Annotated in this window: 7 protein-coding genes and 2 pseudogenes; all 9 read left to right on the top strand. The window is 64.6% G+C overall.

Features of this window, described 5'->3' with window-relative positions:
• Positions 1–495 precede the first annotated feature (495 nt).
• A pseudogene (locus QA634_RS06290) lies at positions 496–732 on the top strand (IS3 family transposase); the annotation flags it as partial.
• Positions 727–876 (top strand): annotated as a pseudogene (locus QA634_RS06295) (IS1380 family transposase); the annotation flags it as partial. The pseudogenes QA634_RS06290 and QA634_RS06295, both read left to right, overlap by 6 nt.
• A gap of 212 nt (positions 877–1,088) precedes the next feature.
• Positions 1,089–1,700 carry a YoaK family protein gene (locus QA634_RS06300; protein WP_012331179.1) on the top strand — a complete coding sequence of 204 codons (612 nt, stop codon included), beginning with the start codon at positions 1,089–1,091 and terminating at the stop codon, positions 1,698–1,700.
• Positions 1,701–2,444: 744 nt separating this feature from the next.
• Positions 2,445–5,099: a pyruvate dehydrogenase (acetyl-transferring), homodimeric type gene (aceE, locus tag QA634_RS06305; RefSeq protein WP_012331180.1), complete on the top strand. Its 2,655-nt coding sequence runs from the start codon at positions 2,445–2,447 to the stop codon at positions 5,097–5,099.
• 269 nt (positions 5,100–5,368) lie between these two features.
• Positions 5,369–6,664, top strand: coding sequence for a dihydrolipoyllysine-residue acetyltransferase (gene aceF, locus QA634_RS06310; RefSeq protein ID WP_012331181.1), 1,296 nt, complete (start codon positions 5,369–5,371; stop codon positions 6,662–6,664).
• Between the two features lie 13 nt (positions 6,665–6,677).
• Positions 6,678–8,477, top strand: a complete 1,800-nt coding sequence (gene lpdA, locus QA634_RS06315; protein WP_012331182.1) for a dihydrolipoyl dehydrogenase — start codon at positions 6,678–6,680, stop codon at positions 8,475–8,477.
• 239 nt (positions 8,478–8,716) lie between these two features.
• Complete coding sequence (locus QA634_RS06320; RefSeq protein ID WP_012331183.1) at positions 8,717–10,426, top strand: NAD-dependent malic enzyme; 1,710 nt, start codon at positions 8,717–8,719, stop codon at positions 10,424–10,426.
• A 158-nt stretch (positions 10,427–10,584) separates the two neighbouring features.
• A complete protein-coding gene (locus tag QA634_RS06325; protein WP_012331184.1) occupies positions 10,585–12,894 on the top strand; it encodes an NADP-dependent malic enzyme in 2,310 nt (769 codons plus the stop codon).
• A 28-nt stretch (positions 12,895–12,922) separates the two neighbouring features.
• A complete protein-coding gene (gene dctA / locus QA634_RS06330) occupies positions 12,923–14,257 on the top strand; it encodes a C4-dicarboxylate transporter DctA (protein ID WP_012331185.1) in 1,335 nt (444 codons plus the stop codon).
• Positions 14,258–14,500 lie beyond the last annotated feature (243 nt).

The following is a 14,500-nucleotide window of genomic DNA, read 5'->3' on the forward strand; positions in this document are numbered from 1 at the left end:
CGGTATACCAATCGGTATTCCGGACTTGGGAGGCCCGTCAAGCACGAAGTGACGGCGTCTCGCGTGGCTTCAATCCGCGGTCCGGGCCGGCCGGAACGCTAGCGCGTTCATCGCAGGTGACGGCTGCGAACCTGGGGGCGTCCTCTGCTTTGCAAACTGCGGCCGGTTGGGCCGCTGGACATCTCCGAGCCGATGCGAAGGCGGCGCGGCTCGCACCCGTGATCGCAATCTGTTTGGCGCCAGGGTTCCGAGATGCGCCACTTCCAGACCTTCGACCGGTACCGCCGGAATGGTCGCTCGGCACCCGACAGCGGACTTTTCGAAATCGGCGATTGCCCCTTTGGCGCTCCCACCAATTCGCGTAAGGCCGAGTATGCAACCTGGAAGTCCTGATCCTCGCGACGGCTTCGCTGCAAATCGCCCGGCATCCAGCGCGGCCGGGCTCGTCTCACCGAGGAGCACCCCCGTGCCAGAACAGGATCAGACGTGATCCCAGTGAGTGAGCGGCGCAGCTGCGGCGCGCTCGGCAGCGGCCGGTCGGGCATCCGCTGCCGCTCGACCAAGCTTGATCAGGCACCGCTGCGGATGCGCATCTGCAATCTGGCCAAGAGCTGGGTGCGCTACGGCTCCTTCTGGATCCACATCCTCCTGCGCCGGGAGAGCTGGCGGATAAGCCACAAGAGGGTTTGCCGGCTCTATGGGAGTAAAGATCTGAGCCTGCGCTTCAAGCGACTGGGGAAGGTCGGCGCGAAGGTGATCGCCCACTCGCGCTACACGGTGTTCCATTTGGCCGAAGTGGCGGTGCCGCGTGACCTGTTCCGCCGCATGCTGAACTTGATCGATGGTCTTCGACCGAAGCAGGTTGCGCGATGTTGAATTGGCAAGTGGAGGCGGTCGTGCTGGAACCTAAGGCGGTGGTGCGCATGACTCCCCGTTCAGCAGGCGGGACCGACGCGGTTTGGCTGTCGCCGGCGTTAACCAAATTCGGCCAAGCGGCTCGATCAGCTGCCTGGCACCGTTTAGAGGACGAGCATGGCTTTCCTCTATCCACGAACATTCCATTTGCGTTCTTATTGTGAGGTAGTCCTATGCTCCGTGCAACGGCGCTGGCGCTCATCGCCGGATACGCAGATACCGTTGGGTATTTGCATCTGAATGCTTTTGCGGGACTAATGACCGGCAATACGATTTTTATGGGAATGGAAATTGCGACGGGCAAATATAGGGAAGCTGCATTTCATGCTGCCATTATAGCCATGTTCTTGTTTGGAGTTGTATTCGGCCGAATCATAGTACGAGCAGGTCTGGAAGTTTTTCGAGCGCTATTGGTCACAAGTGGCTTGCTGATTTTTAGCAGTCTTACAGATAAATTCTGGGGAGCATTGCTTCTTGCAATCGGAATGGGGATTCAGAACTCGGCTGCTAACCGTTTTGGAGGCGTCACCCTGAATCATGTGTTTATTACGGGAAATCTCCAAAAGATTGGCGAAGAACTTGTGTCTTGGATGTGGCCCTCTCCGGGCAAGCAAGTGAAACGCGAAAGCGCCATATTCGCTCTAGCGTGGTTTGGGTACTTATTGGGGGCCATAGCGGGTGCTTTGGCAGTTAATTTCATCGACAAGCCTCTCATTTTAGCAGCATGTGTCCTACCATTTACTATGCTTTTCCATGAGTACAAGGGAAATGCTAACTTGCGCTGATCGGCGCCTGCGGGCACAGTCGCGGAGGCCGATAAGGCTCTTCGAAGTCCTGCCCATTCCAGCGGGATCAGCGCAAATGCTTGTCTGCCCCTCTCTTTGCGATTGAGTCTAGAGCCGGATCCCAGTGATAAATACATGGATGCTTGCTGCCGTTTTTGCTTTTGCTTGGGGGCGTGAAAGAGACCTCGGCTTGACTGACTGGTTGAGCCGCCGCGCGGAAGTCAGAACCGGGGCTCACCCTGAGAGTTGAACGGCTCGCATGCGGGTTCTGCCGATCGACTGCCATCCCCTTCCGGGTAGTTATGCCGCCGCGCTGCGCGGCTCGGCCGTCCAAGGCCTTCGTGCTGCCGGACATGATGTCGAAGTCTGCGACGGGGTATCATCGACCTTGGCGGGCATGGTCTCCGCGAGCGGCTGGATTCGAGTGTCGCAGCCGAAATCTATGGCCTATCAGCGGCTTGCACCATGCCCGTCACCCCACATGAATGATCCGGGTTAGCAACCGGCCAGTAAGCCACCCAGGCCGGCAGAGCTGTCCCGCACTGTCTGAAAGTCCAGCCAAAATCCGGAGCCAAATTCTGGATTTTCGCACTCAGCTCCTGCCGGCGCACAGATCCACACCCGTTTAAGTGTCTCAGCGCGCAATCTTATTTCTACGCGAGCCTACTTGGCACGGCACCTGCTGAAATAGCCACACAATAAGCGCGCCTCACGCCTTACCGGGGCAGCGCCAGGGAGGTGACGTTGGATTCCACACGCGATCCCGATCCGATCGAAACCCGCGAATGGCTCGACTCCCTGGATGGCGTCCTGGAGGTCGAGGGTCCTGACCGGGCGCACTTCCTGATCGAGCAGGTGATCGAGGAGGCCCGCAAGAAGGGCGCTCCCGTCCCCTACTCCGCCAACACCGCCTACCTGAACACGATTCCCCTCGAGGCGCAGGCCAAGCACCCGGGCGACCGCGCCATCGAGCACCGCATCCGCTCGGCGATCCGCTGGAACGCCATCGCGATCATCCTGCGCAACAACAAGGATTCCTCGGAGCTGGGCGGCCACATCGCGAGCTTCCAGTCCGCCGCGACGCTCTACGACACCGGCTTCATGCATTTCTGGCGCGGGGCGAGCGACGGCCACGGCGGCGACCTGATCTACGTCCAGGGTCATTGCTCGCCGGGCATCTACGCCCGCGCCTTCCTGGAGGGCCGGATCACGGAGGAGCAGTTGCTCTCCTTCCGCCAGGAGGTCTCCGGCAAGGGCCTGTCCTCCTATCCGCATCCCTGGCTGATGCCGGATTTCTGGCAATTCCCGACCGTCTCGATGGGCCTCGGGCCGCTGATGGCGATCTACCAGGCGCGGTATCTCCGCTACCTGCACCATCGCGGCCTCGCCGACACCGACCGTCGCAAGGTCTGGGCCTTCATGGGCGACGGCGAGATGGACGAGCCCGAGTCCCTCGGCGCGATCTCCCTCGCCGCGCGGGAGAAACTCGACAACCTCGTCTTCGTGATCAACTGCAACCTGCAGCGCCTCGACGGGCCGGTGCGCGGCAACGGCAAGATCGTCCAGGAGCTGGAGGCCAATTTCCGCGGCGCGGGCTGGAACGTCATCAAGGTGCTGTGGGGCTCAGGGTGGGACGCGCTGCTCGCCCGCGACACATCGGGCATGCTGGCCCGCCTGATGACCGAGTGCGTCGACGGCGAGTACCAGGACTTCAAGTCGAAGAACGGCGCCTACATCCGCGAGCACTTCTTCGGCCGCTATCCGGAGACCAAGGCGCTGGTCGCCGACTGGAGCGACGACGACATCTGGCGGCTGACCCGCGGCGGCCACGACCCCAGCAAGGTCTACGCGGCCTACCACGCCGCGGTGAACCACAAGGGCCAGCCCACCGTCATCCTCGCCAAGACCGTCAAGGGCTACGGCATGGGCGAGGCCGGCGAGGCCCAGAACATCACCCACCAGCAGAAGAAGATGGGCGAGGCGGTCCTCCGGCAGTTCCGCGACCGCTTCCAGATCGACCTCACCGACGACAAGCTCACCGAGATCCCGTTCATCCGCTTCCCCGACGGGAGCCCCGAGCACCGCTACCTGATGGCGCGGCGCCAAGCCCTCGGCGGGCCGCTGCCGGCGCGGCGGCAGAAGTCGCAGAGCCTGGAGGTGCCTCCGCTCTCGGCCTTCTCGGCCCAGCTCAAGGAGACGGCGGGCCGGGAGATCTCCACCACCATGGCCTTCGTGCGGGTGCTCAACACGCTCCTGCGCGACAAGGAGATCGGCAAGCGCATCGTGCCGATCGTGCCCGACGAGAGCCGCACCTTCGGCATGGAGGGCATGTTCCGCCAGTTCGGCATCTTCAGCCAGGTCGGCCAGCTCTACCGGCCCGAGGATGCCAACCAGCTGATGTACTACAAGGAGGACAAGAACGGGCAGATGCTGCAGGAGGGCATCAACGAGGCCGGGGCGATGTCGTCCTGGATCGCGGCGGCGACCTCCTACTCGCACTCGAACGCGCCGACGATCCCGTTCTACATCTACTACTCGATGTTCGGCTTCCAGCGGGTCGGCGACCTGGCCTGGGCGGCGGGCGACCTGCGGGCGCGCGGCTTCCTGATCGGCGGCACGGCCGGGCGCACCACGCTCAACGGCGAGGGGCTGCAGCACGAGGACGGCCACAGCCACCTGTTCTCGGCCACGATCCCGAACTGCGTCTCCTACGACCCGACCTTCTCGTACGAGGTGGCGGTGATCGTGCAGGACGGTCTGCGCCGGATGTACGGCGAGCAGGAGGACGTCTTCTACTACATCACCGTGATGAACGAGAACTACGAGCATCCGGGCATGCCGGACGGAGCGCAGGAGGGCATCATCAAGGGGATGTACCTGTTCCGCGAGGGCAAGGGGAAGGGCCCGCGGGTGCAGCTCCTGGGCTCGGGCACGATCCTGCGCGAGGTCATCGCCGGGGCCGAACTCCTGGAGAAGGATTTCGGCATCGTGGCCGACATCTGGTCCTGCCCGAGCTTCACGGAGCTGGCGCGCGACGCCATGGCGGTGGAGCGCTGGAACATGCTCCACCCGACCGAGACCCCGCGCAAATCCTACGTCGAGACCTGCCTGTCGGGCCGCTCCGGCCCGGTGATCGCGGCGAGCGACTACATGCGGCTGTTCGCCGACCAGATCCGCCCCTTCGTGCCCGCCCGCTACAAGGTGCTCGGCACGGACGGGTTCGGGCGCTCGGACTACCGGGTACGCCTGCGCGACTTCTTCGAGGTCGACCGGCGCTGGGTCGCCGTGGCGGCGCTCAAGAGCCTCGCGGAGGACAAACGGGTCCCGACCGCGAAGGTGGTGGAGGCCATCGCCAAGTACGGCATCGACCCCGGCAAGCCCGCGCCCTGGACGGTCTAGGACCCGGCGGGAAGCCTCTCCGGTGTGGGAGGGGGCGGGGCGAGGCTCCGGGGTGGAGCGCCCCGTGCCGGTCAGGATGTGGCGCTTGGCGCCATCCCGGCAGCGGGGCGGTTCCGGGTTCCTGCCGAACTCTCGGGTTGGTGCCGACCGGCTGGTTCCTCGCGCGGGATCGACGATGCCCTGCCCCTCTCCCGCCCGGGAGAGGGATCCCACCCTGACCTTCAAATCCAACGTCTAGCCAAGCGACATGACGGAACGGGAGAAACGCCGTGGCGACTGAGGTCAAGATCCCGGACATCGGGGATTTCAAGGACGTGCCGATCATCGAGGTGCACGTGAAGGAGGGCGACACGATCGGACCTGACGACCCGCTGATCTCGCTCGAGTCCGACAAGGCGACGATGGAGGTGCCCGCGCCCTCCGCCGGCGTCGTCGAGAAGCTCTTGATCAAGATCGGCGACAAGGTCTCGGAGGGGCACCCGATCCTGCTGCTCAGGGGCGGAGATGAGGCCTCGGCTGCGCCGCGCAGTGAGCCGAAGGGCAACGGCGCCGCGCCGGCGGCCGATACGGCCGCTCTGATGCCCAAGCAGGAGCCGGCCCTCGCGCCCGCCTCCGCCCCCGCCCCGCGGGCGGCCTCGGCGATCCCGGACTTCTCGCAGGTCCATGCCAGCCCCGCCGTACGCCGCCTCGCGCGCGAACTCGGGGTCGACCTCAACACCATCAAGGGCACCGGCGAGAAGGGCCGCATCACCAAGGAGGACGTGAAGGGCCACCTCACCGGCGCGGCGGCGCCCGCCGCGGGCGGCGCCGTGATGGCCTCGGGCGGCATGGGCATCCCGGAGATCCCGGCCGTCGACTTCTCGAAGTTCGGCCCCACCGAGACCCGGCCGCTCGCCCGGATCAAGAAGATCTCGGGGCCGCACCTGCACCGGGCCTGGCTCAACGTGCCCCTCGTCACCCACCAGGACGAGGCCGACATCACCGAGACCGAAGCCTACCGCAAGGACCTCGACAAGGCCGCCAAGGACAAGGGCTACCGCGTCACGCTGCTGGCCTTCCTGATCAAGGCCGCCGTCTCGGCCCTGCGCCAGCACCCGGAGTTCAACGCCTCGCTGTCGCCCGACAAGGAGGCGCTGATCCTCAAGCGCTACTACAACGTCGGGGTGGCGGTCGACACGCCGGACGGGCTCGTGGTGCCGGTGGTCAAGGATGCCGACCGCAAGGGCATCCAGGAGATCAGCCAGGAACTCGGCTCCCTGTCGAAGAAGGCGCGCGACGGCAAGCTCGCCGGCTCCGACATGCAGGGGGCGAGCTTCACGATCTCATCCCTCGGCGGCATCGGCGGCACCGCCTTCACGCCGCTCGTCAACGCGCCCGAGGTGGCGATCCTCGGCGTCGTGCGCTCCAGGATGGCGCCGGTCTGGGACGGGTCGGAGTTCAAGCCGCGCCTGATGCTGCCGCTCTCGGTCTCCTACGACCACCGCGTCATCGACGGGGCGCTCGCGGCCCGCTTCACCCGCCACCTCGCCCACGTCCTGGAGGACGTGCGGCGGCTCGCGATCTGAGGAGACGCGGCGCATGAGCAGCAACGAGGTCCGCCTGCCCGACATCGGGGACTTCAAGGACGTCCCAGTCATCGAGGTGGTGGTGAAGCCGGGCGACACGATCGGGGTGGACGACACCCTGATCGTGCTCGAATCCGACAAGGCGACGATGGACGTGCCCTCGCCGGTCTCCGGCACGGTGGCGGAGATCAAGGTCAAGCCGGGCGACAAGGTCTCGCAGGGCGACCTGATCCTGCTGATGACCGAGGCGGCCGGGGCGGGCGCGGCGGCGCCCGCGGGCGGGCCGCCCGCCCACGCGCCCGGCGAGGGGCAAGCCGGCTATGGCTCCTCGGCGAGGGGCGGCGGCAACGGCGCGACGCCCCCCGCGCCCCAGGCCGCCGCGCCCGTCTCGGGCGAGGAGATGCGCGCCGAGGTGCTGGTGCTCGGCGCCGGACCGGGCGGCTACACGGCGGCCTTCCGGGCCGCCGACCTCGGCAAGAAGGTGGTGCTGGTCGAGCGCTGGGCCTCGCTGGGCGGCGTGTGCCTCAACGTCGGCTGCATCCCCTCGAAGGCCCTGCTCCACGCCGCCAAGGTGATCGACGAGAGCCACGGCATGGCGGCGCACGGCATCAGCTTCGCGAGCCCGCAGATCGACATCGACAAGCTCCGGGGCTGGAAGGACGGCGTCGTCAAGCGCCTCACCGGCGGCCTCGGGGGCCTCGCCAAGCAGCGCAAGGTCACGGTCGTCACCGGCACCGCCCGCTTCGTCAGCCCGCACCAGATCGCGGTCGAGCATGAGGGCCAGACCCGGGTGATCGGCTTCGAGCAGGCGATCATCGCGGCGGGCTCCGAGCCGGTGAAGCTGCCCTTCATCCCGCATGACGACCCGCGGGTGATCGATTCCACGGGGGCGCTCGAACTCGACGGCATCCCCCAGCGCCTGCTCGTCATCGGCGGCGGCATCATCGGGCTGGAGATGGCCACCGTCTACCACGCGCTCGGGTCCAAGGTGACCATCGTCGAGCTGATGGACCAGATCATCCCGGGGGCCGACAAGGACATCGTCACCCCGCTGATGAAGCGGATCTCCAAGCAGTATGAGGCGATCCACCTCAAGGCCAAGGTCACGGCCGTCGAGGCTCTGCCCGAGGGGCTGAAGGTCTCCTTCGAGGGCGGCTCGGCGCCGGCCCACGACACCTTCGACAAGATCCTGGTGGCGGTGGGGCGCCGGCCCAACGGCAAACTCATCGGCGCGGAGGCCGCGGGCGTGATCGTGGACGAGCGGGGCTTCGTCCCGGCCGACAAGCAGATGCGCACCAACGTGCCGCACATCTTCGCCATCGGCGACGTGGTCGGCCAGCCGATGCTGGCCCACAAGGCGACGCACGAGGGCAAGGTCGCGGCCGAGACGGCGGCGGGCAAGAACTCGTTCTTCGACGCGAAGGTGATCCCGTCGGTGGCCTACACCGACCCGGAGGTGGCCTGGGTCGGGCTGACCGAGAACGAGGCCAAGGCCAAGGGGCTCAAGGTCGGCAAGGGCGTGTTCCCGTGGGCGGCGAGCGGGCGCTCGCTGTCGCTGGGGCGCGACGAGGGCCTGACCAAGGTGCTGTTCGACGAGGCGACCGACCGCATCGTCGGCTGCGGCATCGTCGGGCCGTCCGCGGGCGACCTGATCGCCGAAGCCGCGCTCGCGATCGAGATGGGGGCGGATGCGAGCGACATCGGGCTGACCATCCACCCGCACCCGACCCTGTCCGAGACGGTCGGCATGGCGGCGGAGGCCTTCGAGGGCAGCATCACCGACCTCTACATGCCAAAAAAGAAGACTCACTAAGCTCGACTTTGGCTGATTTCCGACTGGCATCTCGGCGCGGAACGGGAGCGGCCGTGCAGGCGACCGGTTCTCGAATAGAGGCCCGGCGCTGCATGGCAGGTTACCGTAATGAAGCGTGTAGGGTGACACCTCCGGCTACGGCGTGGGAGATGGCCAAAGTCAAGCTAAGAGGCAGCCGGAATAAAGCCCTGTCCAGATAAACTTCGGCCCGCTCCTTGGAAAAAGAAGGAGAGATTTTAGTGAGTGCGGAGCATGATCTAGGATCCTCAGTTGGCTCTTATGTCGAGACCGCTAGCAGCGGCTACAGTCTCCTCAACGATCCACTGCTAAACAAGGGTACCGCCTTTACGGAGGAGGAACGCGATCTTTTCGAGCTGCACGGGCTTCTCCCGCCGACGGTTGCGACCCTCGGCGAGCAGGTTGCGCGACGCTATCAGGCAATGCGTCAGCTGCCGAACGACTTCGAGCGCTACGTCTTCCTGCGCGGTTTGCAGGACACCAACGAGGTGCTGTTCTACGCTCTCCTGGTGCGCCACTTCGAAGAGCTGTTGCCCATCGTTTATACGCCCACAGTCGGCCTCGGCTGCCAGCACTTCAGCCAGGCGTTCCGCAAGCCGCGAGGCCTGTTCCTGAGCATCCCCCACCAGCAGCGTATCGCCCGCATCCTAGCTCATCCGCGGTTCGACAGTGTTGAGGCGATCGTGGTCACGGACGGAGAGCGCATCCTCGGTCTCGGTGACCAAGGCGCGGGTGGCATGGGGATCTCGATCGGGAAGCTGTCGCTCTACACTGGTTGCGGCGGCCTCCACCCTGCAACCACACTGCCAATCTTCCTCGACGTTGGCACCAACAACCCTGAGCGCCTGTCCGATCCGCTCTACATCGGCTGGCGTCACGAGCGCCTGCGCGGCCAGCCGTACGACGACTTCATCGAAGCATTCGTCTCAGCGGTGACGGAGCGCTGGCCACACGTCCTGCTGCAGTGGGAGGACTTTGCACGCGACAACGCGACCCGGCTGTTGGAGCGCTACCGCGACCGGCTCTGCACTTTCAATGATGATATCCAGGGCACGGCGGTTGTTGCCGCCGGCGCTCTGCTGGCGGCCGTGAACGTCACGGGCCTGCCAATGCGGGAGCAGCGGGTCGCCGTCGTAGGCGCGGGCGGGGCTGGGACCGGCATCAGTTCGCTGCTTTTACGCGCTATGATCGAGGACGGCCTCACAGAGGTGGAGGCGCGCCGGCGCTTCTACCTGATCGACCGCGACGGTCTCTTGGTCGAGGGCATGCCGGACCTCCTGCCGTTCCAGGAGCGCTTCATACAACCTCGCGACGCGGTGGCGGATTGGGTCCTGGAGAACGAGAGCCGGATCGGGCTTAGCGACGTGGTACACAACGCCAAGCCCACTGTGCTGATCGGCGTGTCGGGCCAGCCAGGGGCCTTCCCCGAGAACGTGGTGCGAGCCATGGCGGCGTCAGTGAAACGGCCGGTTATCTTCCCGTTGTCCAATCCGACATCGCGGGCCGAGGCGACGCCCGCCGACCTCATGGCCTGGACTGAGGGCCGAGCGGTGATCGGCACGGGCAGCCCGTTCCCAGCGCTTCTTAAAAACGGAATGTACGTCCGGGTGGATCAGACCAACAACTCCTATGTCTTCCCTGGCATCGGACTCGGCGCCATCGCCGTCCGGGCGCGGCGAGTCTCGGACGCCATGCTGATGGCCGCCGCACGTGCTCTGGCGGACATCTCGCCAGCGCGACTCAATCCTAACGCCAATTTACTGCCAAATGTCTCGGACTTGCGGGACGTGTCGCTGCGGGTAGCACAAGCAGTCGCCCTGCAGGCGCGGAATGACGGCCTGACCGAAGCGATGGACGCTGGCGATATGTATCAGAAAATCCGAAACAAAATGTGGGCGCCACTCTATCGACCGTACCGACGCATTAATTGACTGCGGAAAACTAGATAGACCAATCTGCGGATATCGTGTGACCGTCGATCTAGACAGATTTCCAGTAGAGCTCCAGCCGCCCGCAACCCGATCGCCTGGAGCTAGACAGAACAGGCGCAAAAGCGCCCAGTCGCGAGGAGACGCCAGTGAGCGAAGAGATGAACCTCAGAACGCCCGGCGAGGCTAACGACGAGGCAGGCACCGACGATGTCCTGACCCGTGCCGCCCTGGATTACCATCGATTCCCGACACCTGGAAAAATCTCGGTCCTGCCCACGAAAGACATGACCACCCAGCGCGACCTGGCGTTGGCCTACTCGCCCGGCGTCGCGGCCGCCTGCATGGCGATCAAGCGCGACCCAGCCGAGGCGTCGAGCCTAACCTCGCGCGGCAACCTGGTGGCGGTCATCTCCAACGGCACCGCGGTGCTCGGTCTCGGCAACATCGGGGCGCTCGCCGGCAAGCCGGTGATGGAAGGCAAGGGCTGCCTTTTCAAAAAATTCGCCGGCATTGACGTCTTCGACATCGAGATCGACGAAACCGACGTCGACAGGCTTGTCGATATTATCGCCAGCCTGGAGCCAACGTTCGGCGGTATTAATCTCGAGGATATCAAGGCGCCTGAGTGCTTCGTGATCGAGACTCGGCTGCGCGAGCGCATGAAGATCCCGGTTTTCCACGACGACCAACATGGCACCGCGATCGTTGCTGCCGCGGCCGTGCTCAACGGCCTGAAGGTGGTCGGCAAACGGATCGAGGATGTGAAGGTTGTCTGTTCCGGCGCGGGCGCGGCAGCGATCGCCTGCCTCAATCTCCTGGTCGGGCTGGGCGCAAGGAAAGAGAATATTCTGGTCACGGACAGCCGGGGAGTTCTGACGAACGAGCGGCTGGGGTCGCTCGACGAACAAAAGGCGGCTTACGCGCGTGAGACCTCGGCCCGCACCCTCGCGGATGCGGTCGAAGCGGCCGATATTTTTCTTGGCGTCTCCATGGCTGGTGTACTCAAGCCAGACATGGTCAAGACGATGGCGAGCCGTCCGCTCATCCTGGCGCTCGCCAATCCGGATCCGGAGATCCGGCCCGAAGCTGCCAAGGCGGTAAGGTCCGACGCCATCATCGCGACCGGACGATCCGATTACCCGAACCAAGTCAATAACGTTCTCTGCTTCCCGTTCATCTTCCGCGGTGCGCTCGATGTCGGTGCGACCGCAATCAACGAGGAGATGAAGCTGGCCGCCGTGCGTGCCATCGCGGAACTGGCGCAAGCCGAGCAGTCGGACATGGTCAGCGCAGCCTATGGCACACAGGATCTACGCTTCGGGCCCGACTATCTGATCCCGCGGCCGTTCGATCCCCGGTTAATTCTGCGCGTCGCCCCGGCGGTGGCGCAGGCAGCGATCGATAGCGGCGTGGCCACGCGGCCTTTCGCGGACATCGAACGTTACCGGCGCTCGCTCCAGAGCTTCGTCTATACGTCTGGCACGGTCATGCAGCCCGTCTTCGCGGCAGCGGCGGAGGGCGATCCGCGGCGCATCGTCTACGCCGAGGGCGAGGACGACCGCGTGCTGCGGGCCGTGCAAGTGGTGGTCGACGAACGATTGGGTAAACCAATCCTGGTCGGACGCCCGGAGACGATCAGTGCCAAGCTGCAAGACCTCGGTTTGCGGGTCCAGATCGGCCGGGACCTTGAGGTCGCCAGTATCGACGACGAAGGTTTCGTCGCTGAGGCCGCCGAAGCCTACTATAAACTAGGTCGGCGGCGCGGCCTGTCACACGCTACCGCCGCTGCCGAGATGCGCCGCAACGGCTCGCTCATAGGCGCGATGCTGGTGAGGATGGGTAAGGCTGATGGTCTGCTCTGCGGGCTGTCCGGGTCTTACGCTGCGCATCTGAGCGTCGTGGAACGCGTCATCGGCTTGAGAGAGGGCGCTCAGGGCTTTGCTGCCATGGGCCTCCTCCAACTGCCGCGGCACACGGTCTTCATCTGCGATCCGTACATCCATCTCGATCCGACGGCAGAAGAAATCGCCGCGATGACGGTGCTCGCGGCCGCCGAGATGCGCCGCTTCGGGCAAACGCCGCGCGCGGCGCTGCTCTCGCACTCCAGTTTCGGCACCGCCGATGATCCCTCGGCCCGCAAAATGCGGGATGCGCTCGAGCTCATTGCCGAGCGTGCGCCTGACCTCGAGGTTGAGGGCGAAATGCACGCGGACGCCGCCCTGAGCCTCCCGATCCTCAGGCGCACCTTCCCGGACGCGGGCCTGACGGCACAAGCGAACCTGCTCATCATGCCGAACCTGGACGCCGCGAACATCACGTTCAACGCCCTCAAGGTGGTGGCTGGGCAGGGCATCTCGGTCGGGCCGATCCTGCTGGGGGCCGCCAAGCCGGTCCATATTCTCACGCCAACAGTCACCGTGCGCGGTATCGTGAACATGACCGCGGTGACAGCAGTCGCTGCCGCATAGCTTGGCAAAAAGAATTGAGGAGGAGCTCATGGCGACCATTGCAGCGGGTGCGACCGCCCCGACCAGAGTGAGCCAAAAACCCTGGTACAAACTGCTCTATGTCCAAGTTCTGATCGCGATTGTTCTTGGCATCCTGTTCGGATGGCTCTCGCCCGACTACGCCAAGAGCGACTGGATCAAAGGAATGGGTGACGGCTTCATCAAACTGATCAAAATGGTCATTGCGCCGATCATCTTCTGTACTATCGTCTCAGGCATCTCCCACATTCAGGATGCCAAGAAGGTGGGGCGTGTCGGCCTTAAGGCACTCATCTACTTTGAAGTTGTTTCAACCTTCGCCCTTATCGTGGGTTTGATCGTCGGCAATGTCGCCAGGCCGGGGGCCGGGTTCTCCGGCGGAGCAGCTGACGCCGCTGCCGTCGCCGTCTACGCCAAGAAAGCCGGCGAGCAGAAGCCCGTCGATTTCATCTTGCACATCATCCCCGACAGCGTGGTCGGGGCGTTTGCTGCGGGCGACATCCTGCAGGTTCTGCTGTTTTCCATCCTGTTCGGCTTCTCACTGCTGATCCTCGGCGAGCGCGGCGCCACGATTCGCAGCTTCATCGATGATGCTGCTCACGCTATTTTCGGGGTGATCGCGATCGTGATGAAGGCTGCGCCGCTCGGGGCTTTCGGCGCCATGGCCTACACAATCGGACGGTTCGGGCCCCAAGCGCTCGGTAATCTGTTCGGTCTGATCGCCGTCTTCTACATCACGTCCGCTATATTCGTCTTCGGGGTGCTCGGCATCATTGCACGGCTCGCAGGATTCAACATCTTCAAATTTATCGGATATCTTAAGGATGAACTTCTACTCGTGCTGGGAACAAGTTCGTCCGAGAGCGCATTGCCTGCTCTCATGGAAAAGCTTGAACGGCTCGGTTGCTCGAAGTCGGTTGTCGGCCTTGTGGTTCCGACAGGCTATTCGTTCAACCTCGACGGCACCAACATCTACATGACCCTAGCCTCGCTCTTTATAGCGCAAGCGATGGGCTTCGACCTCACCTGGGGCCAACAGGGAACCATTCTGCTGGTCGCTCTTCTGACCTCGAAAGGTGCCAGCGGCATCTCGGGCGCGGGTTTCATCACGCTCGCGGCGACGCTGGCGACCGTCAACCCGGCGTTGGTGCCGGGCATGGCCATCCTTCTCGGCATCGACAAGTTCATGAGCGAGTGCCGCGCTCTGGTGAACTTCACTGGCAATGGCGTGGCCACCGTTGTGGTGGCTTGGTGGGAGGGTGAGCTCGACCGCAACAAACTCGCCGCGGCACTGAGCCGAGACGTCGACCCATCCGACGTCGAGGTGGCGGTAACAACCGGTTGAGTGGACGAGGTCCACCGAGACCATCGTGGCCGGGCACATCCCGGCCGCTTAGCAACCCAGGACGGGCGGAGGTCGACTGATGTCACCTTCAGAGAGCGGTCCATCACTCGGGACCACTACGATGGGCGGACCCGCTGAACAGGTTACCCCTGACACACTCGCCAACCGGGAGACCGTGGCAGGGCCCCTGGATGCGGATCGGAACGGTGGCGCTGAGGGTAGCCAACAGAGCTTGGCGACTCC

This window comes from Methylobacterium sp. CB376 (assembly GCF_029714205.1).
Taxonomy (GTDB): Bacteria; Pseudomonadota; Alphaproteobacteria; order Rhizobiales; family Beijerinckiaceae; genus Methylobacterium.